Origin of the sequence: Psychrobacter immobilis, assembly GCF_904846225.1 — a bacterium.
Lineage (GTDB): Bacteria > Pseudomonadota > Gammaproteobacteria > Pseudomonadales > Moraxellaceae > Psychrobacter > Psychrobacter immobilis_F.
In genome coordinates this window covers 22,963-46,666 of record NZ_CAJGZJ010000022.1, presented here as the reverse complement: position 1 = coordinate 46,666, position 23,704 = coordinate 22,963, and the positions used below count along the sequence as shown (strand labels likewise).

The following is a 23,704-nucleotide window of genomic DNA, read 5'->3' as shown; positions in this document are numbered from 1 at the left end:
CCAATCGCTATGGACAAAGGTCTTCGCTTCGCTATTCGTGAAGGCGGCCGTACTGTAGGCGCTGGTGTTGTTGCTAATGTAAGCAACTAAGATTACCGATATCAGAGTATTCTGATAGACGTGATTGATCAGTGAAAAGCCACCCTCTATTTGAGGGTGGCTTTTTTTTGAGTAGGGAATAATTATTATTTTACGATGGCTTTGGTTTAATATATATATACTGAAAATTATTCGCAACAATAGAGATACGAATTATAAATGAACAAACTCATTATTGAGATCTTAGTTGATTATGGGGCTGAAGAATATATTTGGTATAGCTCATTTACTAATATATGAGAACTTATAGAATGGTGGGAAAATATCGAATCTATAGACGTTTTTGACTACGACCCACGTAAACTTATTAATGCTGGTACAGTAGAATTAATACCTGCAAACTCAGAAATTGATTTTGGATCATATTATTCTATAGAGAATGGTCCAAGAATTATGATAGACAATGACTATTCCTCATACCTCTATTACTCGGGGAAAAAATACAGACACAAAGGTCATAAGATTTATAGAAATAAGTTTTACGAGCGCTAAAGCCTATTAAGAAAATTAAGAGAAGTTATTTAGATAGTAACAAGCGTAGGGTGGGCTAGAAAATAAAAACAAGGCGTAACACACCATTGAAATGCGATTGATGTGAGCATTATGCTATCGCTCATCATAGTGCTAGTTGAATTACCTCCAAAATATATGATGTAAGGATAGTTATAATGAAACATATCAAACACTTTGTAAATTCTTATGGAGAGCATACTTGGGATTTTACGTACTACTATGATGAAGTAGTCCCTAAGATACTTAAACGTAGGAAAGATTTAAGCTCGATTTTATCAAGTGATTTAAATGGAATAGATAATAGAGAGAAGACGCTTAATAAAGGAATAATCAAGTCGATTTATTATGATTTAGAAAATGATAGAATATTATTGAAGATCGAGCAAAGACAAGGCAGAGATTTAATAAAAATCATCTATTCTGATATTATAAATGTTGATATTAATTGTCAAATATTACCAATGACCATAATGGCACATGAAGTAGACGTAACGCCTGATAATAATATTATACATTCACTATTTTTGTTAGGTGATACAGAAATAGTTTTTGAATGCGAAAAAATAGAACTAAAAAATAGTCCCCTTGAGAAAGCCACAAATCAAGCTATAAGTTACTACGTCGGCTAATTTATCACTGACATCAAAAAAACGTAGAGAGCAAGGATCAAACTGGCCAACACCACGCACCATTCACCTTACTCATGAATCTACCCATTAGAACAAAATATGCCAACTATAGAAAACCTAAAAGCTGTAACCAATGCAAACAAGCCTATTCTTCAAGCCGTTGCCGATATTGAAACCATTATTCAACCGCGAGACGCTTGGTCATATCAGAGCATAGTAGAATTACTGGCACAGGATAGTATTGATTTATTAGTAGTCTATCAAGGCGATAAAGTCGTTGGCTACTGTCTTTATCAACATCTTTTTGAGCAAGCAGAAATCTTGCGGATAGGTACTCATCCTGATTATCAACGACAAGGAATGGGTTCACAGACATTAAATAGGTTGCATGAATTATTGCAGGGCAATCAGGTAGAGAGTCTGTTATTAGAGGTGCGAGCAGATAATGTCCCTGCGATAGCGTTGTATGAGCAGCAAGGGTTTGCAATGATTCATCAGCGAAAAGGCTATTATAAATTGCTAGACCAGCCAGCGATTGACGCATTGATTATGCAGCGTGTTTATAGATAATAAAGTGAGTAAAATCTAATTAAAAAATTGAGAAAGTAATTCTGCTGAAGATAAATACGCAATCTAAACCAGCGTCATGGTCTTTAGCGTGGCGATGTTTTCTTTTTACAGGTTTCAGTATTTAGTTGGTAGTCACTGTTTGCTTTCATACTTTCAAGCACTTCGATACGTTCGCTTAGCAACTCTACCATAAGGTTAATGTTGGCTTGCTGTTTTTGAACTTGTGCTAATTTTTGCTGAGTAATCGTCAGCTGTAAACCAATATCAAGTTGACCGTCGTAATAATCGTTGAGGCTATCTTTGATTTCAGTCAGTGTAAAGCCAATGGCTTGGGCACTTTTGATCAATTCGATGCGCTCGATACATTGTGGATGAAACTCTGTATATAGACGCGATCCTGCCTGACGTTTGCGAGATTTTAGTAAGCCCAGTTGCTCATAATGGCGGACAGTATCTTTGGTCGTATTAGCCTTGGTTGCTAGTGTGCCAATTAATAAGAATGAGGTATCAAGTGCCATAATAATGTCGTCGATAGGTAGTTGTTAATGGCAAGAGAGGAGCGATAGAAAAGGAGTAATCATCTCAATTTAAGTTGCCATGGTTTTATCGTATCGAGTAGGGACACGGCCAATGGCTTATGCGAGTCGCCTTGCCATTTGACTGAGCCATCACTTATTAAGGTATCCAATTGAACAAGAAAATCAGCTCGCGGCAAGGTGACAGCACCTAAGCTCATAAGATGGTCATTTGGTAGCTGACAGTCAACGAGTGCGACATGACTTTGCTCACACAAGCGCATCAAGCCCCAAAATGCTAACTTTGAGGCATTAGAGGCACGATGAAACATGGATTCACCAAAGTAGATGCGGCCTATTTTTAATCCATAAAGTCCACCGACCAATTGCCCTTTATCATCCCAAACTTCGATGCTATGAGCAAAGCCTTGTGCGTGTAGCTCAGTGTAAGCTTCGATCATCTCATCATGAATCCAAGTGTGCTCACCCTCAGGTAGCCCATCGCTACGTGGTAAACTACAGGCATGGATAACGTCATCGAATGCTTGATTGAGTGTCACTTGCCAACGTGCGCTATTTGCCTGCTTCCGTAAAGACTTGCTGGGTTGATAGTCCGTTGGCACCATCACACATCTTGGCTCAGGACACCACCAAGCGATTGGCTCGTCTTCATTGAACCAAGGAAACAGGCCCTGCGCATAAGCAGAAATCAGCGTCTCGGGTGCCAAATCACCACCTATAGCGATGATACCAAGCCCATCAGGATCGATAGAAATAGGATTAGGAAAGTCATAACGCCCAAGACTTTTTAAGGTCTCAGGCGTGATGACTTTATCGTTCTGTTGAGAGAAGTTATCCATTTAGGATTCTTTGTCAGCAGTCAAGGTTGACGCATAAGTATGGTCAGTTGCAGTCGTTTCACCGATAGCATCCAAGTATTTTTCAGCATCAAGCGCAGCCATACAGCCAGTGCCAGCAGAAGTAATAGCCTGACGGTAGACATGATCGGCGACATCACCTGCTGCAAACACCCCTTCGACACTGGTTTGTGTGGCCATGCCGTTCAAGCCGCTTTTGACGATAAGATAACCATCTTTCATATCGAGCTGATTTTTGAACAATTCTGTATTAGGCTTATGACCGATCGCGACAAACATGCCCATAACGTCTAGTGGTTTGGTCGTGCCATCAATCATAGATTCGATGATCACGCCATTGACGCCCATATCATCGCCAACGACTTCTTTGACTTTGTGGTTCCACTCGATTTTGATATTGCCATTTTTGGCTTTCTCAAACAGCTTGTCTTGGAGGATTTTTTCAGAACGCAAGCTATCACGGCGATGTACTAGCGTCACTTCAGAAGCAATATTAGATAGATATAAAGCTTCTTCGACAGCAGTATTACCGCCACCAATTACAGCGACTTTTTGGTCTTTATAAAAGAAACCGTCACAAGTGGCACAAGCTGAAACGCCTAAACCTCTAAATTTGGTCTCTGATTCCAATCCCAAATACTGAGCTGACGCGCCGGTTGAGATAATCAAGGCATCACAAGTATAATTGCCATTATTGCCCGTCAATTGAAAAGGTCGCACATTCAGATTTACTTCATTGACATGGTCATAGACCAATTCAGTACCGAAACGTTCGGCATGGGCTTTCATGCGATCCATTAACGCAGGACCGGTCAAATCGTGTGCATCACCTGGCCAGTTATCGACTTCAGTAGTGGTTGTTAATTGTCCACCCACTTCCATCCCAGTGACCATAACTGGTTTAAGATTGGCACGCGCGGCATAAACTGCAGCAGAGTAGCCCGCCGGGCCTGAGCCTAAGATGATGAGTTTTTCGTGACGTGGAGCGGTGTTGTCAGTTGCCATGAGTTGTTCCTTGCTAAATATACGAGTTAAAAATGTGAATGATCAATATAATCAAAAAAAATATTCAAAAAATACGACTAATATGGTTTTTCTAATTGCTGTGTGATAATAACATAAGGCCATATGGCACAAAGTGCAAGTTTGCTAAAACAAACATGGGAATCATTAGAATTAAAGCATGTTTGCCTTGAAATACAATTTTGAATTATAACCATGAGAAACAGTGGCTATTTTATAGAATTTGTACAAAATTGTTAGCAGTATCCTGTCAGCCATTTTAATTAATCGTGTGATTTTGTGTCTAAATCGTGTATCGACTCATCTTCTTGCACTCTTTCTTTAGAAGACTGTCGCCACTGCACCTATCTATTTGTTATTATAAGAAGTTATGCCAAGTGTGATAGGGGCCAAAAGATAACTGTTATACGCAGTTGCTAGGACAAATAATGGCTTTTAAACACTTCGCTAGATATATCTATGTCAGCACTTTATGTCAGCATGATTAGGCTTAGTCATGCGCAGGCGACCATTTAGTATTAATAACAAGGCAGATCTTACGTGATATCAGCACCGCTTATTGAGTATTTAAAAAAAGGAATATTTACCCTCCTTGGGTCAATACTGGCCGTTTATCTGTTTGTCATTTTGATGACGTATACAGGCAATGATCCTAGCTGGTCGCACATCAGTAGTGATATGACCACGATTAATAATATGGGCGGTGAGACAGGTGCTTGGTTATCTGACTTGCTCTATAGCTTTTTCGGTTTTGGCGCATGGTGGATGCTGGCATTTATCGTTTATGAGTCTATCCTTATTTGGTGGGACAATAAGCCAACGTTTTGGCTGATGCGCGTGGTCGCTTATGTGTTTTTATTATTAAGTGCCAGTGCCTTATTTGCTCAGATTGTGTTTTTAGTACAGCAAGTCACCAATCCTGTATCGACAAAGCTTGAAGGGGTGGCTGGCGGTATCATCGGTCTTGAGTTGCAGTCGCGTTTAGCACAGCTTTTATCGCAGTGGGGGAGTGTGTTGTTTTTGATGGCATTCGTCATTATTACAGCGACCTTTGCCTTTAACATTCATTGGCTGACGATTTATCGGAAGATTACTACGTTATCGTGGTTCGGTTCAGGTGTTAAAAACAAAAATATAACGCCGCAAAATACCACCACTGAGCAAAATATATCAAAAGGTAATACAAAAAAAGCAGCATCAGAGTACGAACAGTTACCACTTGAGTTGCAATCCTCCAACCATGCTCAAGCAGTAGATAACAGCGGTCGGTTCAATAATGTATTGTCAGATTTTTTAGTGAATTCAGGACTTACTGATAGCGTAAAAGCTTCTATGGTAGCGGCAAAACAAGCCACGGCTAATCAAATGGCTATGGCTAATAATGTCAATAGCGATTATTTAAATACGGCCGCAGTGACACCTAGCAGTACGATAGATAAGACTATTAGCCCCACTAATACCTCAACGACTTCGAACCCTGTCATAGTGCCTACTCGTAAAGTTGAGCCAAGCTTTGCATGGAATGATGCCAATACCGTCGATGATTTATTAGCCAGCGAGCATACGGCTTATAACGCTAATAGCATCAATTATTCTGAGGCGGCTGCTTTTGTTTCTAGTTCTTCCAGCCCTGAGTCATTGAATACTGACTTATCAAATACTGACTCACTAAATGACGTTGCACCAGTATCCAACCATCACTTAAAAATAGAAAGCTCAGAGGCAGAGCTGTCTGCGAGTCAATCTATTGTCAGCCCAAAAACAAGAGTCATCCAACCAGCAGTTGACGAATGGGTGAACAGTGAAACAGCTGGCCACACTATTGATGAGTCTGCCTCACCTGCATCAACAGAGACCACAGTAGGTGTTGATACGTTGGCAGCGTCATGGTTAACAGAGCATGCCGACGACTTGAACCCAGCTGCGGCACAACCTGATGAAGCCGTTGAGTCAGATAGCGCTGAGCAGGAGCCATCACATCATGTTGTGTCACCAGCGGTGCCTGAAATCCCTGTTGCGCCAGTATCGATAGAGGTTACTCCACCTGTATCAGTTGTCTCAGATATGACGCCGACAAATACGCCACCTGCTAATCCAAAAGCAGCGCCAACGGACAATACGGCCACAATCGTACAGCCTGCAACGACAGCTAGGCCGACCATGAGCTTTGCGGTGCCAGAGGGCGATAGCAGCAACCATATCGCCGATATGATGCCAGAAGACGATAGCCGTATTGATGATGTCGATTCACCAGTGATGCCGCATATTAGTGACGATGCTGCATTCAGTCAAAAATCACGCTCGATGCAAACGGCAGCTTATCGCAGTGCCTTAACGCCTATTCCAGAAATATCTATACTCGACAAACCTGATCCTGACCGTAAGCCTAGTTATACTATTGCAGAGCTTGAGCAATTATCTGAGTTATTAGAGATTAAACTGCAAGAGTTTAATGTAAAAGCTAATGTGGTTAATGCCATTCCAGGACCCGTGGTGACTCGTTTTGAAGTAGACCTTGCTGCTGGGGTGAAAGCCAGTAAGGTCACAGGCATTTCACGAGACTTGGCACGTTCGTTATCGATGGCGTCTCTGCGTGTGGTTGAGGTGATTCCTGGTAAGCCTTATATTGGCATTGAAGTTCCCAATAAACAGCGCGAAATGGTGCGTTTAATTGAATTGCTCAATACCGAAAAATTCAATGATCCTAAAGCCCAAATCAGTATGGCAATGGGTAAAGATATCGGCGGCAATCCAATCATTACCGACCTTGCCCGCGCGCCGCATATGTTGGTTGCTGGTACCACAGGCTCTGGTAAATCGGTATTGGTCAACTCAATGCTATTGTCTATGCTGCTCAAATATACGCCGAATGAGCTGCGCCTGATTTTGATTGACCCCAAGCAGTTAGAGCTTGCCAACTACAATGACATTCCGCATTTACTAACGCCAGTCGTTACTGATATGACGGAGGCGGCCAGCGCTTTGTCATGGTGTGTGGCAGAAATGGAACGCCGTTATCAGCTGATGAGTTTGCTCAAAGTACGCAAGCTCAATGAGTTTAATAAAAAGGTCATCGCTGCAGAAAAATCAGGCAATCCAATGCTCGATCCTTTATGGCGACCGAATGACAGTGTGAGCATTAGCCAAGCACCAAAGCTAAAAACCTTACCGATGATTGTGATTGTCGCAGACGAATTTGCCGATATGATCATGCAAGTTGGTAAGCAAGCAGAAGAGTTGATCACACGTTTGGCACAGAAATCGCGGGCAGCGGGTATTCACTTGATGCTTGCGACCCAGCGCCCATCCGTCGATGTTATTACAGGTCTGATTAAAGCCAATATCCCGGTTCGGGCAGCGTTACGTGTCAACTCAAAAGTAGATTCGCGGACGATTTTGGATAGTGGTGGTGCTGAGGATATGCTGGGTAATGGTGATATGCTATTTCTAGGGCCTGGACAGATTGAACCAGATCGTGTGCATGGTGCGTATGTCAGTGACGAAGAGGTCAACCGTGTCTGTGACGCTTGGCGTGAGCGCGGCGCCCCCGATTATATTGATAATATGGCAGGCAACTTTGAATTGTCTAGTCCTAGTGGCGGCGGTAGCTCGAGCAATGCCTCTGGCGAAGATGATGATCTTTACAACGAAGCCGTGGGCTTTATTATGGAAACGCGTAAGGTGTCTGCTTCTAGTATCCAGCGTAAATTTAGTATCGGCTACAACCGAGCCGCTCGTATTGTCGATTCAATGGAAGAGGCAGGACTGGTCAGCTCGATGGGTAAAAGTGGTAAGCGTGAGCTATTAATGTAGCGCTATTAATATAGAGCTAAGTCAGTGTGATGAATCATAAAAAGGCGAGCCGCGAGAGTGACTCGCTTTTTTTATTCCCATGTCCCATCCTAAAATGAGTTGACACATTTTAAGAGTCGTTGAATAAACCCAGATCGATAGGATGGCTGTTCGATCTGTAAACCGATATACTAAATAAAATCATTTACCAAGGAAGGTCGGTTATGTTCAAAGAATATACTCAGTATGATGCCCTAGGTTTGGGCGCTCTTATTAATGCAGGTGAGGTGAGTGCTAAAGAAGTATTAGACGCTGCTGTCTCTCAAGCGAACAAGCTTAACCCAAAACTCAATGCCATTATTCACCGCTTTGATGAGCGCGCTTATAATGCCGCGCAAGCAGGATTGCCGACTGGCGTATTCAATGGCGTGCCTTATTTGCTAAAAGATTTGTCATTTAGTTTCGCTGGTGAGCCAGTGACGATGGGCAGTCGTAGTGTCAATATCATCTCAGAAAATGACAGTGAAATCGTTAAACGCATGAAAGCCACAGGCGTCAATACCTTTGGTAAAACCAATACCCCTGAGTTTGGTTTGATTATTACCACTGAGCCAAAAGCCCATGGCGCCACTCACAACCCTTTTAAGAAAGGCTATAGCTCTGGCGGCTCTTCTGGTGGTAGTGCAGCGGCAGTGGCTGGTGGCATAGTACCAATGGCAGGCGCGGGTGATGGCGGCGGCTCGATACGTCTCCCTGCTGCTTGGTGCGGCGCATTTGGATTAAAGCCGAGCCGTGGTCGTAATCCGATAGGCCCCAAATTTGGTGAAGGCTGGGAAGGGGCGGTTGCCGATCATGTGATTACACGTTCGGTACGCGACAGTGCCGCGATGCTTGATGCGACGAGCGGTGCAGAAATCGGTGCGCCATTTATCATTGCACCACCAAACGGTACGTTTTTACAAGCGGCGATGCGTGCGCCGCGGCAATTGACCATCGCTTTACATCAACAACCTCTAATCGCCAACACAGTAGTAGACAAGGAAGTGCTCGCTGTACTGGAGCAGACGGCAAAACAACTAGAAGCCATGGGTCATCAGGTGATACCTGCTGAGCCTAATATCAACATTGCACAGTTTTGGCACGATTTCATGGTAGTGGTCTGCGCGCATACCGCTTTCACTATCGAAAATATCGAACGTGATTTTGGTGCTGCGCATATCAAAAACTTAGAGCCACAAACTTACAATATGGCATTACTAGGGCGTTCTTTATCAGCAGTTGATTTGGCGCATGCTAAACACGGCTGGCATAATAGTCAATATCAAACAGGTTTGCTGCTCGAAACTTACGATATGATTTTGTGTCCAACCGTTCCGACTGCTGCTGTGAAGCATGGCGTGTTACCACCCAGTCGTATGGATGAGATGATGATGCGTAGCGCTGAGATACTCAATAAAGGCTTTGATATGGGTAAGTACGCCTTTAGCTCGGGTATGATCGAAAAACTTAGCGCACCAGTATTGGGTAAAATGGGCTTTACATTATTGGGCAATGTCACAGGATTGCCTGCAATGTCGTTGCCAGTAGGGATGAGCAAAAAAGGCTTGCCCATTGGCATGCAACTGATTGGACGGATGAATGATGAGGCGACTTTGTTCAGTGTGGCAGGTGAGATGGAGCGAGCTGGTTTATTTACCAAACTTGCTTTTGAAAAGTAGTTTTGGTTTTTTTATAATCGCTTTGACGAGTGCGTTCTAATCAAAGCGATAGATATCCATGCCCAAACTATGATGTGCCATGCTTTGATGGACGACAGAAACACGCTGACCAGCACCTAAAGCAAAAAACAGCGGTAGTAAATGCTCGTCACTTGGATGAATGTCTTTATAGTCAGGGTACTGCTGCCAATCTAGGGCGGTAGGAATGTCCGCCTTAATATGCTGTAGTAACCATAGCTTAAAGTCTTTTGCTGTCTGATCTGTACTGTCCGCTTGCCAGCGCAGCGCTTGCAAGTTATGCGTGATGCTACCGGAACCGATGACAAGTATTTGCTCTTCACGCAAACGGGCAAGCTGTGCGCCCAATTGATAACAAGCGATACTGTCATAGTGCTGCGGTAATGATATTTGTACGATAGGCACATCTGCCTGTGGATACAGATGTCTGAGCGGTGCCCAAACCCCATGATCGCAAGCACGCATCGGATTTATGCTGCACGTAATACCGCGTGCTGTGAGCTGATGTGCAAGTGACTCAGCGAGCGCTGGCTGACCTACCGCAGGATACTGTAACTCGTACAATTCAGGCGAAAAACCCGAAAAGTCATGCCACGTCTTTGGTTGCGGATTACTGCTGATCTCAAGCTTTGTTGACTGCCAGTGTGCTGACATAATGATGATGGCGCGTGGCTTGGGTAGGTTCTGCCCGATGCGTGCCAGCGCGCTAGTCGTGGCAGATTGTTCAATCGCAAGTGTGGGCGCTCCATGCGAGATAAACAAGGCAGGTAGCTTCGCCAAATTGGACACTACCGCAGGTGTGTCTGTCCAAGCCGCCGTAGTCGAGATGGGCGGCGACGCATGACTGCGATGATCGTTACGTTGACGATTGGCATGAGAGGCATTGGGTGTTACGAGTTTTGGATATTTCATGTTCCATTTATTAGGGTAAGTACGCATTTTTCAATCTGTTTTAGCAGATATCTTTTTTATAAAGCCTCTGCTGTCTAAAAATATTTTAGGCGTTTTCAAATATCAAAGCGTTCAAAACATGGTCTTGCCAAATACCATTAATCATCAAATATGATTTCGCATATCCTTCTTGTACAAAACCAAGTTTTTTCAATAAAAACGCACTCTTTTTGTTATCAGGTAAATGATTGGCCATCACTCTATGCAGAGAGTATGTATCCCTTATATAAATTAAGGCACTTGATAATACTTCATACATAATGCCTTTTCCTTCGTACTTTTCATCAATAGAAAAGCCCAAATAACAAGCTTGAAATACCCCAAAGATAAAGTTTGTGAAATTTATAACGGCAATAATTTCTTGAGAATCTTTTAATGTCACGGCAAAAGAAACGCCTTTAGTGTGTTTTTGCTCAGATACTGAAGCGTCAATACGTTCTTTTATATTGGCTAATGTATAGTATTCGGAGTCTCTTAATGGCTCAAAAAGCGACAGTCTGGTTCTATTTCTAGTGAGATACTTTTGAACTTCTTCGGCCATATCATGATTAATATAAAAAACGTTCGTTCGTTCTGTCTCAAAAGCGCTATACGAATTCATATATGACCTGACGTTTTTTATTCAAATTGGGCGTGTTGGTGGTTCGCTTAAAACAATGTTATGGCTATCAATTACCACGGTGATAAGGGTGGTTATTATTAATACTCATCGCTCGATATAACTGCTCCATTAATACAACACGTACCAATGGATGCGGCAATGTCAGCGCGGACAACGACCACTTTACATCGGCTTTTGCCAAGACTTCTGGGGACACACCATCTGCGCCGCCAATCACTAAAGCAATGTCATCACCTTGCTGCATCGCATCTGCCAAGCTATCTGCCAATCCTTCTGTTGATAGCATCTTTCCTTTGACATCCAATACCCATAACCGCTCACGCCCCGCTGCATTATGTGCGGCCAAGATTGCTTGACCTTCTTGCTCACGATACTGTGCTAAATTGGCATCTGAAGGATTTTTTGCTCGTTTTGCCGCAGCAATTTCGACAATTTCTGTACTGAGCATGGGTTGAATGCGTTTATGATACTCATCAAAACCTGTCTGTACCCAGTTAGGCATTTTATTGCCAACGCTCAAAATTCTTACTTTCATAATCCATACCATGTCAATAATTGAATAAATATTACAAACAATGCTACCGTTAGGTGAATCGAATAAACGGTCTTTTATGGCCTGTGGTCTACATCAAAGGCGCAATGGTTTGTGAAACCTGAGTTTCTGTGCTTTGCTGATCGTTACTAGCGTCGCTCGGCTTTGGAATGATGGTTAGCTTTGCATCCGATTCAAAGACGATAGCTTCAACATCATCGAAACTGTTGATCCCCTCAGAACGCATCGCACATTCTATCTCCTGACGAGTCAACCGCTCAGCTTGCATCGCATCTGGCAAGAACTGCCCTTGATAAAAAACAATACGTGGCTCGGACAAAATAAAGTTGCTAAATACCGGTGAGATAGAGGCGTATTTGGTAACCAAAAACTGCAATAGATAAAGCACCAAAATAGACGTCGCGCCTTCGATAAAAGGAATGTCTTTGAGCAAAATGGTACTGGCACCCAGTGAGCCAATCATCACCGTAACGATCCAATCAAAGTTGTTGAGCTGTGAGGTAGAGCGTTTCCCTGAGACTTTAGTCACCAGCACGATTAAGACGTAGATCATGACAGCCGTCAAGGCAATACGTCCAAGTTTGTCTATATTGTCAAAAAAAAGCATTTCCATGGAGATCGCTCCTATTGTGAAAGTGGCACAAGTCTCTGCTAATCATTTACCCGTTAAAGTTAGCCTAACGCATTTTATGCATCTATAGGGAAAAACTTACCGTCACTTTAGGAGGTTTTTTAGTCACTTATAGCGTTTTGGTTATCTCACTAGCGTTAAATTGTCTTGCGTTTGGGGTCAAGCAAACGATTGAGTAGCAAAATACTGATTCGAGCGCTGACCAATGTCATTACCAATATCAGTATCATTGACGCAAGCAGCGGTAGCGGCTGCTGTTTGGTCATCTCAAACAATACCTCACGGCTCACCGAATCAAACAACCAGAACCATATACCTAATAAGTAAATGAGCGTCAGTAGCCAAACGATAGCGACGCTGCCGAACATCAAGCGATTGCTCTCATTTCTATTCAGTGCGCGCTGTTGGTGTTTGATGAATTTGTGTACCGCGATATAAGCACCGACAATGATAGAGATGACCGTGACCAATGGTGAGTTTAGCGCCATTTTGGTTTGAATAATCATAAATATCACGCTGGCAAGCATATAACCAATCACAAAAAATCCAATATATTTTGCCAGTTTAGGTTGAGTGGATGTATGAGCTTGTGTCAATCCATTATGGCCTGAATTCAGGTTAGGTTTGCTGAGGTTGGTTGTCTTGCGTGACATAAGCTGACCTTTATAAAGGTAAATAATAGGAAATTAAAAGTAGAGCGTGTTGACCGCTGCTCGCTATAAAAAGCATCTTTAATAAGCGCCTCTAATGCTGCGCCGTCCAGTCAAGCATCGCATCTAGCACCGTTCTAGCATTATAAGCGTTTAACGCTTGCTCGCTATTGATAAGCCCAACGACGGCATAGTCCTGTCCTGATAACCCTTTGACATATCCTGCCATCGACGTGACGTTGTTTAAGGTGCCCGTTTTTATCCAAGCGCGACCAATGGCTGACGACTCAGGTAGACGGTCACTATGACTGGAAATGGTGCCACTAACTCCCGCCACGCCTAAGGAATTGACGTAGGCGTCGAAGCTTGGACGATTATACGCGTACGTCAATAATTCGCTTAAATTAGCGGCAGTGATCGTACAGTCGCGGCACAGCCCTGAGCCATTGGTTAAATGCGGTGGCGGCGTGTCTAAATGCGTCTGCCACCATTGGCTGATCGTCTGTAAGGCCTCAGGATAATCTGTCGCCGTCGGATTGCCAAATTGATATAAACTGCTGGCATCATTGTGACTACTCTCATGATTAGCAGTTTGGCTATTGGCTTTTTTACCATCCATACTTTGATTAGCATTGGTTTTGGCTAAATTTTCTGGAGAGTAAGCGCCTATCGATAACGCCACTTGCTCAGCCATGACATTGTTTGAGAAGTGATTGATGTCATGAACTTGTTGCCTCAAATTCAGTGAAGCATAGCTAACAATAGGTAATGGTGACATGGGCCATGCGGCTAGACCTTGTGCTGGCTTTGTCTTTTTTGTCGCATCGTAAGGGGTTTCTTGTGTGATGACCTTACCACTCAGTGTATTGCCCAGCGCTTGCCATTTGGCAGCGATGATGCGTGCGGCAAAATCTTTGGCATCGGGATAAGCGATATAAAAAGCATGCTCTTGGCAGCTGTTTGGCAGATCGGTATTTAGTACCAATCGCGTGGCTTGCCACTGCGGTGCAAGACTATAGCGTGCTTGACCACAGGCCGCTGAGCGCACATCTATGGTATTTGGCAGTTGATAGTTCGCTAATTGCGGCGTATAGACTAGGCTTGCTTGACCATCGTCCGTCGGATAAGTTTTGATACCGATGGTGGTAAAGTTGACCAAAAACCCATCCGGACTGGCGTTATAAGGGCGTAACGGGGCATTGTCAAAGGCCGCGGGGTCTTTAGTCACGTTGTGAAAAATAGCGCTATCGACGATGATATCACCGTTGATATGGCGAATCCCTGACGCTTGCACTTGATATAGCAGCTGTTCTAAGCGCTCATGGGTCATTTTTGGGTCGCCACTCCCTTGAATAATCAAGTCGCCATATAGCTGATCTTCTACGATGACACCGGTATGGTAGACACGAGTGTGCCAGACAAAGTCAGCACCAAGCATATCTAAAGCAATAAAACTGGGAACCAGTTTCATGGTGCTAGCAGGAGTACGAGCGATATCAGGTTGATAATTCAGTAAAGGCGAAAATGAGATTTTGATAGATGAGGCAGCGCTATTGGTATTATTGTTTGCTGCACTATTACTATCATTATTGAGTGCTGTCTGAGTGCTGGTTGAATTCGTCGCGGACAGATGACTATCAGGGATAATCGTTGGAATACTCTCTATACTTTGGTAAATATAAGGATCGTCAGTATAAGCGTGTATTTTTTGCTCATGCTTTTTAATCGTTTGCTTTTCGATAGTGATCAGGGCATTAGTCGTTACAGCACTATGCTGGCTCGACGTATTTTTAACATGAGTGTTACTCTCATTATTATGATTGCTTTTTTGATTGAGAGTTTTGGCGTTAGAATTCGCCTCTGTTAACTTTGAGCGACTGCTATCGATAACATTAATGGGGGAAGGCAAGTGACTGGCATTTTTATCACCGATTGGCGTAATCACCATACTGATATCAGAAGCTGATAAGTTTGCACGTGATAAAGCCGCTTGTATGGCCTCTGGTAATGCTGCTTGCGCGTAGAGCGGTGTTGCTATAACTGTGGCTAATACAGCAAATAAAGACAGGCGTTTGCCCGCTTGAGAAAACGCTCGTAAACGGCTATCAGACAACTTTGATTCGGCGTTAACTTTGGCGCTAGTTGTAGCATTAGCTTTAGGGTTAGTTTCGGTACGAATAATGATGTCATTATCGAGGGTATGGCAGCGTTTTGAGGTGAGGAACATGAGCATCTATCTATCAGGTAAAAAAACAGCCTATGGTAACACGAGTTGCTGTTTTCGCGTAGATGCAGGGTGATTTTTGACGGTCGCTTGTGCCTTGCCTTATGAGCGCGCGCGTAGGTGCAAAAACGCCATCGCTGTCATAATCGCATCATTATAAGCATCATGCGCACCCAGCTCAGGAATATTATAATGCGCTAAAATATTGGTCAGATGCTGTGATTGATTGGGAATGCCTTGAGTACGGTCGCCCATGCGCTGACTGTATAATCGACGAACATCGATGACCTTATTTGGCAGAGTTGTGCCCATATAGCGTTTGACCACAGGATTTAAAAATCCCATATCAAGCGGCGTACAGAAGCCAACGATTGGCCGATTATCTATAAAAGGTAGCAACAGCGCTAGCATTTCATCATAGCTCATCCCATGCTCAACGTCAGCGGTACGCAAACCATGAATCACAATGGTATCGCGGTCTGGCATTACGGGTGGCCTGCACACCAAATGCAGACCATTACCCGTATCAATCGTGTTGTCATTAATATGAATCGCTGCTACAGACAGTAAATGATGCTTTTTTGGGTTAAGCCCTGTCATCTCGCAGTCAATGGCGACCCACTGATTAGCCATGGGTTTGCTAAACATGGATGCCAACTCTGGACGTTGTAGCTGGGTCTTTTGCCAATTGCCAGATAACTGTTTTAGCCAACTCATATATAGTCAGTCCTAGATAAAATAAGATCAAATAGTATCACTGTGTTTGTTTATAGTGGATCGCCTATCCATCGCTCATCTATTTACGATAATTTTGTATTTACGATACCTTCATATGCATGATATTTATGATATTTATGATATTTCTAATTGATAATGTTGACGTAGCTGAGTCTTAAAACTTTTGACCACCGCCAGACATTCTTTGAACAAGTCACGTTCAAGCGCGGTTAAGGTCATTGGATTTACTTGCCGTGCATACTTATCATCAGTTGAAAGAGCAACTGATAGACGCTGTGCCATAAAAAACTCCAATGCTTCTAATAAGGTATCCGCACGCTCTTGGTTCAAAGCATGCGCTTGTACCAACGCTTTGAGACGATTTTTAGTACTAGGGACTTCTAAAATGTCGTTTTCTAATGCCAAGGTGCGAATACCATGAACCAATGGAAAGATACCTGCTTTTTTTAGGTCGATGTCTGGCGAAACGGATTTGCCGCCGAGCAAGGGCACAAACTTTTGCCACCATTGATTGACATCACCAAACTGTAGTGCTGCACGTGCGAACTGACGGATAAACATAGGATCTGACTGCCGATGAGCGACCTTGAGGTGTTGACGGACTTGCGTCAGTAGCGACTCATCACCGCAAACGTATTCTCCATCGAGTATGGCGGACAAATATATACTATGCATCGGATCGATGTTTTTAAACCATAAATCAATCTGTGCATTGAATTGTTTTAGTGGTTGCCGCCACATGGGATTGGTCATCATAATATTGCCATCGCATAGCGGATAGCCGAGACTGGCCAGATGATGATTAAAGGTATCAGCAAACTGTGCCAAATTAGGATGCGCGTAGCCATCGCGTATGATGAGTGCATTATCTTGGTCAGTACGCATAATTTGCTCGCCGCGACCCTCTGAACCCATCACGATGAGGCAAGTATTTGCCACGACCTCATCAGGTACGATCAGCTGCCAAAGTTTGGTAAATACCTGTGCATTGAGCGTTTGTACCATGCGACTAATATTGCCAATTTTTACACCATTTTGATGCTGAGCTCGAATATAGCGACCGATAAGCTCGACCGCTGTAGCTAAGCTCGGTAAGTCTTTTGCCTGTTCGATTTGAATACTAATGAGCTGTGAATGGTGGCTAATGTGAGCGAGCATGTCGCTTTGTCCTAGTACACCTGCAACATTTCCATGAGTATCAATGACCGGTAACCTATGGATGCGGTAGCGGGTCATGGTCAATAACGCATCGCCAATCTCATCGCTTGCTTTAATCGTACGCAGATTGAAGTTGGCATAACGCTGACAAGGCGTCGTGGCTAAATCCTGCTGGTCACTTACCGCGCGGCAAATATCGGTATCGGTCAAAATGCCCAACAGATGACCCGTTCCCTGTGACAGTGATGCGGTATTTTGTAGAGCATTCATTGGCCGCACCAGTACGTGTTTTAATCCTGCTTTTGTCATAGTGCTGGCCGCTTCATAGAGGCTGGAGTTGGCATCGATAATATGCACTGGTAATAACGTGACATCCGTCACTGGCTGCAACATGATTTGCTGCACTTCTTGTTGGTTATCATAACGAGAGGGATCAATGGACTTGCCACTGCGCCGTTGTTGTAATGCTTTTACTCGTTCAGAAAGATTGTCTGATAACATCTGACGTACCAGATGATTTTGTGCGCTGATTTTATCAATTGCTGCGCCAGCGACTTGTAAAAGCAAGGTATCCTCGGCAGCTCGAAACTCATAGGTGTTTGCAACTTCAATATCAGCGTTATTTTCCTCATTACCTTGTAAGTTTTTTTTAGTCATGGATTCAGGTAAGCGCCGACTGTCGAACCAGTCGTTGTTATTGAAATCGTCGGAGTGGTTATTACCCAAGTATGAGGCGACAAACTCACTATCTAGTGATTGCTCAATCTGTCCTTTAATGACTACATAAAGGTATTGCAATTCTTCTATAGTCAGACTTTCATTTTTGGCTAGATAGCGGATTTTGGTGTTTTTTCTGATGCTTTGACGTTCGGCTAAAGTCAATACATCAAAGGGTGGTTGGGTGAAATCAAGATGGGGCATGGCATCATCCTTGATGGCATATTCGAAGAGACATTTAACTATAGCACTATTAAAACAAAAAACCTCCAATAACCACATCTATATTGTGGCTATTGGAGGTTTTATTGTGTTTATGGGCCTGAGCTTTAGCGTTTTAACAGCGCTTATTATGCGCCTAGCAATTGACGAATGCGACTAATCGCCTCACGGCTTTCATCGACACTAGCCACAAGAGCGATACGCACATAACCTTGTCCCGGATTTTGGCCATCTAACTCACGGGACAAATAGCGCCCTGCCAATGCGTGGATATTGGCCTGCTCATAAAGTGCTTTGACAAACATCTCGTCATCACCATCAAACTGCTTGGGAGATTTTATCCAAAAATAAAATCCAGCCTCAGGCATGCGAAGCTCTAATAACTCACCAAGCTCAGACATCCATAGCGCAAATTTTTCTCGATAAAGTTGACGATTTTGTTCGACATGCTTCTCGTCCTGCCAAGCTGCGATAGAGGCGAGCTGATGCGGTATCGGCATCGCACAGCCTTGGTAAGTACGATACTGCAAATAAGCCTGCAAAATCTTGGCGTCACCTGCCACAAATCCTGAGCGTAAACCGGGTAAGTTTGAACGCTTGGATAACGAGTGAAACACAATACAGTTTTTAAAGTCATGACGACCCAGTGCCGCGCAAGCTTGCAACAAACCAATCGGCGCAGACTCAAAATACAGCTCGCTATAACACTCGTCGCTCGCAATGATAAAATCGTATTGATCTGACAGACGAATGAGGTGCTCCCAATCATCCATCGTCATAACCGAGCCTGTTGGATTGTTTGGGCTACAGACAAACAGTAGCTGCGTGCGCATCCAAACGTCTTTTGGAACCGCGCGATAGTTACCTTTAAAGTCATTATCAGCGGTGCACGGCACAAAGTACGGCGTTGCTTGTGCGAGTATTGCCGCGCCCTCATATATCTGATAAAAAGGATTGGGCATAACAACCGTCGGCGGTTGATCGGATACAGACGTTGGACTGCTCTGTATGTCGCCTGTTTTTTGGTCAATGACCGCTTGCACCAAACTAAAAATGGCCTCGCGTGTACCCATCACTGGCAATACTTCGGTATTGGCATCGACATGGTTTAAAAAAAACCGCTTCTCCAGCCAGTGCGCAATGGTTTGGCGCAGCTCAAACAAGCCATTGGTGGTTGGATAATGGCTTATTTTGTCCAAATTTTCGCGTAGTACGTCCAGTACAAATGCTGGTGGCGCGTGTTTTGGTTCACCAATACCCAGCTTAATTTCACTGTAGCTATGGGCTGGCGTGCTATCGGCAAGCAATGTTGCCATCTTTGCAAACGGGTAAGGATGTAGATACGTCAAGTTGTGATTCATAGGTAGGGTAACTATAATAGACAATTAATAATAAAGTTATAAAGAAAAATTACATTTGAGCAAGTGTAGCATTTCTCTTGCTTTTTTTCCTTTTCTTATCCTGTTAAGACGGCTTATCTATTGGACGGTAAATGATCCATCCGCCATAGATTTCAAAATACTAAAGCGTTAAATCAAGCTTATCAATTGATAACTTGTAATGATACAAAAAACGCTGTCAGTCTTAGCGATAGATTATTTTAGGGGTAATTTGATATGCCTAGTATTTCAAAAACAGAAGGTCTCAATGCTAAGAATATGACTTCTGAAGACGTCGATGTTGAAGATATCAATGTTGAAAATAATAATCATGTAAACGTCCATGGTAGTTATCAGCAAACCAAATTGCATGAGCTATTAAAGCAGCGGGAACAAAGCTGGTGGCAGGTTCGTCAGGAATTGATCAATCTTAAAGAACGAAAAATGGTCTGGTATGGCGAAAACAGCTTAATGATGTGGTTGCTGTGGCAGCTGGTCAGTTATGTGATTGTGGCTATGGTACTGATGTTGCTCAATAATTTTTTGAGTATCTCGCTACCTTTATGGCAATATATTGGCTTGTTTGTCTTACAAACGGTTATTTTTGTCGTTATGTTGACTGCCAAAGGTCGAAACGCTCATAAACTGCAACGCAAAATCGATAAAGATGAATTGGTGCGTGAAGAGGCGTTTAATGAGATGGTGATTTTAGCAGAGGATAGCCTATATCTAGATGTACATGTCAAATCGCCTATTTCGCTGAGACAATTATATGAATACTACGATGCACAGTTTCATCTATCAAGTCTGCAATGGTTGCTAAAGAGAGAAATTGATGCTGGACGATTGATGTTAGACGAGCAGCATTTAGAGGCCAGTATATTGCCGCTAGAACTGGCTGATGATGAACTCGATGAACATGCCAGCCAAATGATATATAAAAGCCTCATATAGAACTCGCGAGCCATAATAACTGCTCTTGATTTATCCTATTCAAACAAAAGAATTGGTCTTAAGTAGCAAAAAATTGCCTGCTTAATACCAAGTCTTTTGTTTTTCATAGTTCTATACCCTAATCGACAATTCTGCTCAGATGTCAATCGGTGCTGTTGTATAACCCTCAGCAGTATGGTCACTCCGTAAGCTGAGACTCGCGATTAGTGCTGATTTCAATGTGGTAAGCCTATCATCTGATAAGGGCTCATCATTTTGATCGCTGATATAAAACATATCCTCTGCGCGCTCGCCCAAGGTAGTAATACGGGCAGCATGCACCTCAATTTTTTCTTGCAAGAACACTTGTCCAACTCGTGCCAGTAACCCCGGCTGATCCAGTGTCTCCAAACTCATAATATGCTGATCTGATGCTTCATTGAACTCAAAGTTAATCACGGTAGCCACTTCAAAATGCCTGAGCTGGCGCGGAATACGTTTGGTCGTAATCTTTAGCACAGTCGGGTCTTTGAAGGCATTAATTAACCGCTGTTTGAGTTCTTGCTGACTGTCTTCATCGACCAATAGCGTGCCACTAGGATCTAGTAATACGTAAGAGTCCAAAGCAAAATCACGAGTAGCCGTAATGATACGGGCATCTAGTACGTCTAGATTCATCTGATCAAATACTGCCATGGTAACCGCAAATAGATTCATCTGATCTTGGGTATAAACAAAGACCTGTACGGCATCAAGTGCCAGCTCCCGATGCTCACGTAGTACAACCAATGGCGGACTGTCCGCATTGGAGGCAAGACCAATCGGTGGATGATTCAAGATAGCTTCGGTATGCCATAAGATATCCTCAGTAATCTCCCGCAAAAAGTACTCATCGCCCAAATCATCCCAAAGCCGCAATACTTCATCGCGATTCATATGCTGGTTTTTGACATTATCTAGCATCGCTAGCGCTTGTGCGCGTGTGGCACTGATCATATCTTGGCGATTGGTGGGCGCGTCGATATCAGCGCGCAAAATGCGCCGAGTTTGCGAGTATAACTGTTTCATTAGAGTGGCGCGCCAGCTATTCCATAACTGTGGATTGGTGGCGTTCATATCCGCGACGGTTAGCACGTAGAGATGATTGAGATGGGTCACATTGCCCACTAAGTTTGCAAAAATAGTGACAATCTCTGGGTCTGAGATGTCTTTTTTCTGGGCAGTCATCGACATCAATAAATGATAGCGAGTCAGCCAGCCAACTAAGTTTGCATCTGCCAAACTCATACCATGGGCTAAGCAAAAATTAATGGATTCCGTTTGACCAAGCTCACTATGATCGCCACCGCGGCCTTTGGCAATGTCATGAAACATGGCTGCTAGTACCAAGATTTCTTTACGCTCAATACGTTGGAAGATAGAGCTGATCAATGGGAAATCTTCATAAAAACGTGGGTCAGTGAAACGGTGCAAAATTCGAATCAAAAACAACGTATGTGCATCAACTGTATAACGGTGGAATAAATCGTACTGCATCAAACCCGTGACTTGAGCAAAAGCGGGAATGTAGCTGCCCAAAACGCCACAGCGATTCATAGTACGTAGACGATGAAAGAGATAGTTTTGTTCTTTTAAATTGGCCAAAAAAAGCGCTTGATGAGTGGGGTTATCACGGTAAACCTGATCAATACCGCGAGCTGCGATTTTTAATGCGCGTAACGTATGAGTGCGAACGTTTTTGATACCGTATTGACCCATCAATAAAAACATCTCTAAAATGGCCTCAGGATGCTGGGCAAATACTCGATGATGCGCGATGGCGATTTGGTCACCAATTTGATTAAAGTGTGAGTTAATCGGCTGCTTTTTTGGACGTTCATCGTCTGGCAATTGCGGCTCTATAATCGTCTCATAGTAGTGATTGGTCAGCATTTCAGACAGCGTTGATATTTTCATAGCACAGCGATAGTAATCACGCATAAAGCGCTCAACCGCGGCATTGGGTTGATCGTCTGGTTGCGTCTCATAACCCATTAGCTGGGCAACCTCACGCTGATAATCAAACAACAGCTTGTTTTCATTGCGACCAGTCAATACATGTAAATAATGACGTATTTGCCATAAATATCCTTCTGCAAAGCTCAATTCGTCAAACTCTTTTTCTGTCAAAAAGTTTTGCTGTACCAAGTCATAAAGCTTGCTGACTCGAAAATAACGTTTGGTCACCCAACCGATGATATGGATGTCACGTAAGCCTCCTGGAGCCGTTTTGATATTTGGCTCAAGATTGTACTCTGTGGCATTGTGTTGCAAATAACGCGCTCTAGCTTCTTTGATCTTCACATCAAAAAAATCACGGGGCGACCACTGTTTATTGACGATCTGAATGGGCAAATCTCTCAAAGCCTCATTGCCGATAAGCAAGCGCGCTTCTAGCTGAGCGCTCGCAATCGTATGATCAAGCGCAGCCTCCAAAGCATCATTGACACTGCGCACAGACAGCGCAGGCTCCAGCCCGATATCCCACAGCATAGCCACCAATTTATCAATCTTACTGCTGGTCTCATCTCCTATCTCATCAGGAGACAGCAGCAAAATATCGATGTCTGAATAAAGCGACAGCTCACCGCGCCCATAACCGCCAGTTGCAAATAATGCCAAATCGGTCTTATCCAATTCAAACCACTTAAACAAAGCAATCAGTAACTCATCAATCGCACCAGCACGTGCGGCGACCAATTGACGAATATTGACCCCGCGCTCAAGTGCGCGGCCGATATCGTCGTTAATTTGAGCCAACCATTTAGGAATATCGACTAACAATTTTTCGGATGCGTCGGTATCTGCTAGCGGTGATGTGTTGGGCACTATGTCATTTGATAGCAAAGGTAGAGGTGTCAGATCGATAGTAGCGACATCACAATTAAGCATGAAGAGTATCCCATTAAGAGGTTGAAAGTAGATCATGCAAGCTGAAAATCGTATGGCAGTCAGCGTGCTAATAAAGGCTGATTCAGCTAAAAGCTATATTGTTTAAAATCTAGGTTATCTAAAAGCTATATTATCTAAAAGCTATATTATCTAAAAGCTAGGTTATCTATAAACCAGTCCATTAGAGTATAAGGATAAAAAGCCAATAAACACAATACTCAATATGTCCTAACTCGATAT

General features: G+C 43.4%; 18 protein-coding genes and 1 pseudogene. 6 read left to right on the top strand and 13 right to left on the bottom strand.

The features are described from left to right. The 3 genes and pseudogenes from JMX48_RS12125 to rimI form a co-directional block, all read left to right on the top strand. Nucleotides 1–90, top strand: a pseudogene (locus JMX48_RS12125) (elongation factor Tu); the annotation flags it as partial. Between the two features lie 677 nt (nucleotides 91–767). After that, a complete protein-coding gene (locus tag JMX48_RS12120) occupies nucleotides 768–1,241 on the top strand; it encodes a hypothetical protein (protein ID WP_201538154.1) in 474 nt (157 codons plus the stop codon). Nucleotides 1,242–1,340: 99 nt separating this feature from the next. Further along, nucleotides 1,341–1,811 carry a ribosomal protein S18-alanine N-acetyltransferase gene (gene rimI / locus JMX48_RS12115; protein ID WP_201538152.1) on the top strand — a complete coding sequence of 157 codons (471 nt, stop codon included), beginning with the start codon at nucleotides 1,341–1,343 and terminating at the stop codon, nucleotides 1,809–1,811. Nucleotides 1,812–1,894: 83 nt separating this feature from the next. Here the strand turns inward: rimI and JMX48_RS12110 are convergent, their stop codons facing one another. The 3 genes from JMX48_RS12110 to trxB are packed head-to-tail and all read right to left on the bottom strand — an operon-like array spanning nucleotide 1,895 to nucleotide 4,209. Further along, the gene (locus JMX48_RS12110; protein ID WP_201538150.1) at nucleotides 1,895–2,329 is read right to left on the bottom strand and encodes a MerR family transcriptional regulator; all 435 of its coding nucleotides are present in this window, start codon (nucleotides 2,327–2,329) and stop codon (nucleotides 1,895–1,897) included. Between the two features lie 59 nt (nucleotides 2,330–2,388). Beyond that, nucleotides 2,389–3,186 carry a leucyl/phenylalanyl-tRNA--protein transferase gene (aat, locus tag JMX48_RS12105; protein ID WP_201538148.1) on the bottom strand — a complete coding sequence of 266 codons (798 nt, stop codon included), beginning with the start codon at nucleotides 3,184–3,186 and terminating at the stop codon, nucleotides 2,389–2,391. Beyond that, nucleotides 3,187–4,209, bottom strand: a complete 1,023-nt coding sequence (gene trxB / locus JMX48_RS12100) for a thioredoxin-disulfide reductase (RefSeq protein ID WP_201538146.1) — start codon at nucleotides 4,207–4,209, stop codon at nucleotides 3,187–3,189. A gap of 558 nt (nucleotides 4,210–4,767) precedes the next feature. Between trxB and JMX48_RS12095 the strand changes: the two genes are divergently transcribed. Further along, on the top strand, nucleotides 4,768–8,040 hold the full coding sequence (locus JMX48_RS12095) for a DNA translocase FtsK 4TM domain-containing protein (protein ID WP_201538144.1): 3,273 nt from the start codon (nucleotides 4,768–4,770) through the stop codon (nucleotides 8,038–8,040). Nucleotides 8,041–8,243: 203 nt separating this feature from the next. Continuing rightward, a complete protein-coding gene (locus tag JMX48_RS12090) occupies nucleotides 8,244–9,737 on the top strand; it encodes an amidase (RefSeq protein WP_201538142.1) in 1,494 nt (497 codons plus the stop codon). Between the two features lie 36 nt (nucleotides 9,738–9,773). Here the strand turns inward: JMX48_RS12090 and JMX48_RS12085 are convergent, their stop codons facing one another. From JMX48_RS12085 to dapC, 9 genes are all read right to left on the bottom strand, one after another. Next, nucleotides 9,774–10,694 (bottom strand): DODA-type extradiol aromatic ring-opening family dioxygenase, encoded by a 921-nt coding sequence (locus tag JMX48_RS12085; RefSeq protein ID WP_227688007.1) that lies wholly within the window; start codon nucleotides 10,692–10,694, stop codon nucleotides 9,774–9,776. Between the two features lie 58 nt (nucleotides 10,695–10,752). Next, complete coding sequence (locus tag JMX48_RS12080) at nucleotides 10,753–11,247, bottom strand: GNAT family N-acetyltransferase (protein WP_227688006.1); 495 nt, start codon at nucleotides 11,245–11,247, stop codon at nucleotides 10,753–10,755. Between the two features lie 127 nt (nucleotides 11,248–11,374). Continuing rightward, entirely contained in the window at nucleotides 11,375–11,863 is a 489-nt protein-coding gene (gene rlmH / locus JMX48_RS12075) for a 23S rRNA (pseudouridine(1915)-N(3))-methyltransferase RlmH (protein ID WP_201538138.1), read from the bottom strand. Between the two features lie 88 nt (nucleotides 11,864–11,951). Continuing rightward, entirely contained in the window at nucleotides 11,952–12,494 is a 543-nt protein-coding gene (locus JMX48_RS12070) for a DUF421 domain-containing protein (protein ID WP_201538136.1), read from the bottom strand. A 155-nt stretch (nucleotides 12,495–12,649) separates the two neighbouring features. Then, complete coding sequence (locus JMX48_RS12065) at nucleotides 12,650–13,165, bottom strand: ABZJ_00895 family protein (RefSeq protein WP_201538134.1); 516 nt, start codon at nucleotides 13,163–13,165, stop codon at nucleotides 12,650–12,652. A 91-nt stretch (nucleotides 13,166–13,256) separates the two neighbouring features. Next, the gene (locus tag JMX48_RS12060) at nucleotides 13,257–15,389 is read right to left on the bottom strand and encodes a D-alanyl-D-alanine carboxypeptidase/D-alanyl-D-alanine-endopeptidase (RefSeq protein WP_227688005.1); all 2,133 of its coding nucleotides are present in this window, start codon (nucleotides 15,387–15,389) and stop codon (nucleotides 13,257–13,259) included. A 99-nt stretch (nucleotides 15,390–15,488) separates the two neighbouring features. Continuing rightward, nucleotides 15,489–16,103: a 3'-5' exonuclease gene (locus JMX48_RS12055; RefSeq protein WP_201538130.1), complete on the bottom strand. Its 615-nt coding sequence runs from the start codon at nucleotides 16,101–16,103 to the stop codon at nucleotides 15,489–15,491. A gap of 135 nt (nucleotides 16,104–16,238) precedes the next feature. Beyond that, nucleotides 16,239–18,203: a DUF294 nucleotidyltransferase-like domain-containing protein gene (locus JMX48_RS12050; protein ID WP_201538128.1), complete on the bottom strand. Its 1,965-nt coding sequence runs from the start codon at nucleotides 18,201–18,203 to the stop codon at nucleotides 16,239–16,241. 146 nt (nucleotides 18,204–18,349) lie between these two features. Beyond that, the gene (dapC, locus tag JMX48_RS12045; RefSeq protein ID WP_201538121.1) at nucleotides 18,350–19,582 is read right to left on the bottom strand and encodes a succinyldiaminopimelate transaminase; all 1,233 of its coding nucleotides are present in this window, start codon (nucleotides 19,580–19,582) and stop codon (nucleotides 18,350–18,352) included. Nucleotides 19,583–19,837: 255 nt separating this feature from the next. Between dapC and JMX48_RS12040 the strand changes: the two genes are divergently transcribed. Continuing rightward, nucleotides 19,838–20,554 carry a hypothetical protein gene (locus JMX48_RS12040; RefSeq protein ID WP_201538119.1) on the top strand — a complete coding sequence of 239 codons (717 nt, stop codon included), beginning with the start codon at nucleotides 19,838–19,840 and terminating at the stop codon, nucleotides 20,552–20,554. 135 nt (nucleotides 20,555–20,689) lie between these two features. Here the strand turns inward: JMX48_RS12040 and glnD are convergent, their stop codons facing one another. Further along, nucleotides 20,690–23,464, bottom strand: a complete 2,775-nt coding sequence (glnD, locus tag JMX48_RS12035; protein ID WP_201538117.1) for a [protein-PII] uridylyltransferase — start codon at nucleotides 23,462–23,464, stop codon at nucleotides 20,690–20,692. Nucleotides 23,465–23,704: the final 240 nt, after the last annotated feature.

Excerpts from the sequence above, each read along its gene's own strand:
- JMX48_RS12060 (WP_227688005.1), bottom strand. The coding sequence starts at position 15,389 with ATGTTCCTCACCTCAAAACGCTGCCATACCCTCGATAATGACATCATT.
- aat (WP_201538148.1), bottom strand. The coding sequence starts at position 3,186 with ATGGATAACTTCTCTCAACAGAACGATAAAGTCATCACGCCTGAGACC.
- JMX48_RS12120 (WP_201538154.1), top strand. The coding sequence starts at position 768 with ATGAAACATATCAAACACTTTGTAAATTCTTATGGAGAGCATACTTGG.
- rlmH (WP_201538138.1), bottom strand. The coding sequence starts at position 11,863 with ATGAAAGTAAGAATTTTGAGCGTTGGCAATAAAATGCCTAACTGGGTA.
- trxB (WP_201538146.1), bottom strand. The coding sequence starts at position 4,209 with ATGGCAACTGACAACACCGCTCCACGTCACGAAAAACTCATCATCTTA.
- JMX48_RS12065 (WP_201538134.1), bottom strand. The coding sequence starts at position 13,165 with ATGTCACGCAAGACAACCAACCTCAGCAAACCTAACCTGAATTCAGGC.
- JMX48_RS12080 (WP_227688006.1), bottom strand. The coding sequence starts at position 11,247 with ATGGCCGAAGAAGTTCAAAAGTATCTCACTAGAAATAGAACCAGACTG.
- JMX48_RS12085 (WP_227688007.1), bottom strand. The coding sequence starts at position 10,694 with ATGCGTACTTACCCTAATAAATGGAACATGAAATATCCAAAACTCGTA.
- JMX48_RS12040 (WP_201538119.1), top strand. The coding sequence starts at position 19,838 with ATGCCTAGTATTTCAAAAACAGAAGGTCTCAATGCTAAGAATATGACT.
- glnD (WP_201538117.1), bottom strand. The coding sequence starts at position 23,464 with ATGCTTAATTGTGATGTCGCTACTATCGATCTGACACCTCTACCTTTG.
- JMX48_RS12110 (WP_201538150.1), bottom strand. The coding sequence starts at position 2,329 with ATGGCACTTGATACCTCATTCTTATTAATTGGCACACTAGCAACCAAG.
- JMX48_RS12055 (WP_201538130.1), bottom strand. The coding sequence starts at position 16,103 with ATGAGTTGGCTAAAACAGTTATCTGGCAATTGGCAAAAGACCCAGCTA.
- dapC (WP_201538121.1), bottom strand. The coding sequence starts at position 19,582 with ATGAATCACAACTTGACGTATCTACATCCTTACCCGTTTGCAAAGATG.
- JMX48_RS12090 (WP_201538142.1), top strand. The coding sequence starts at position 8,244 with ATGTTCAAAGAATATACTCAGTATGATGCCCTAGGTTTGGGCGCTCTT.
- rimI (WP_201538152.1), top strand. The coding sequence starts at position 1,341 with ATGCCAACTATAGAAAACCTAAAAGCTGTAACCAATGCAAACAAGCCT.
- JMX48_RS12070 (WP_201538136.1), bottom strand. The coding sequence starts at position 12,494 with ATGGAAATGCTTTTTTTTGACAATATAGACAAACTTGGACGTATTGCC.
- JMX48_RS12050 (WP_201538128.1), bottom strand. The coding sequence starts at position 18,203 with ATGCCCCATCTTGATTTCACCCAACCACCCTTTGATGTATTGACTTTA.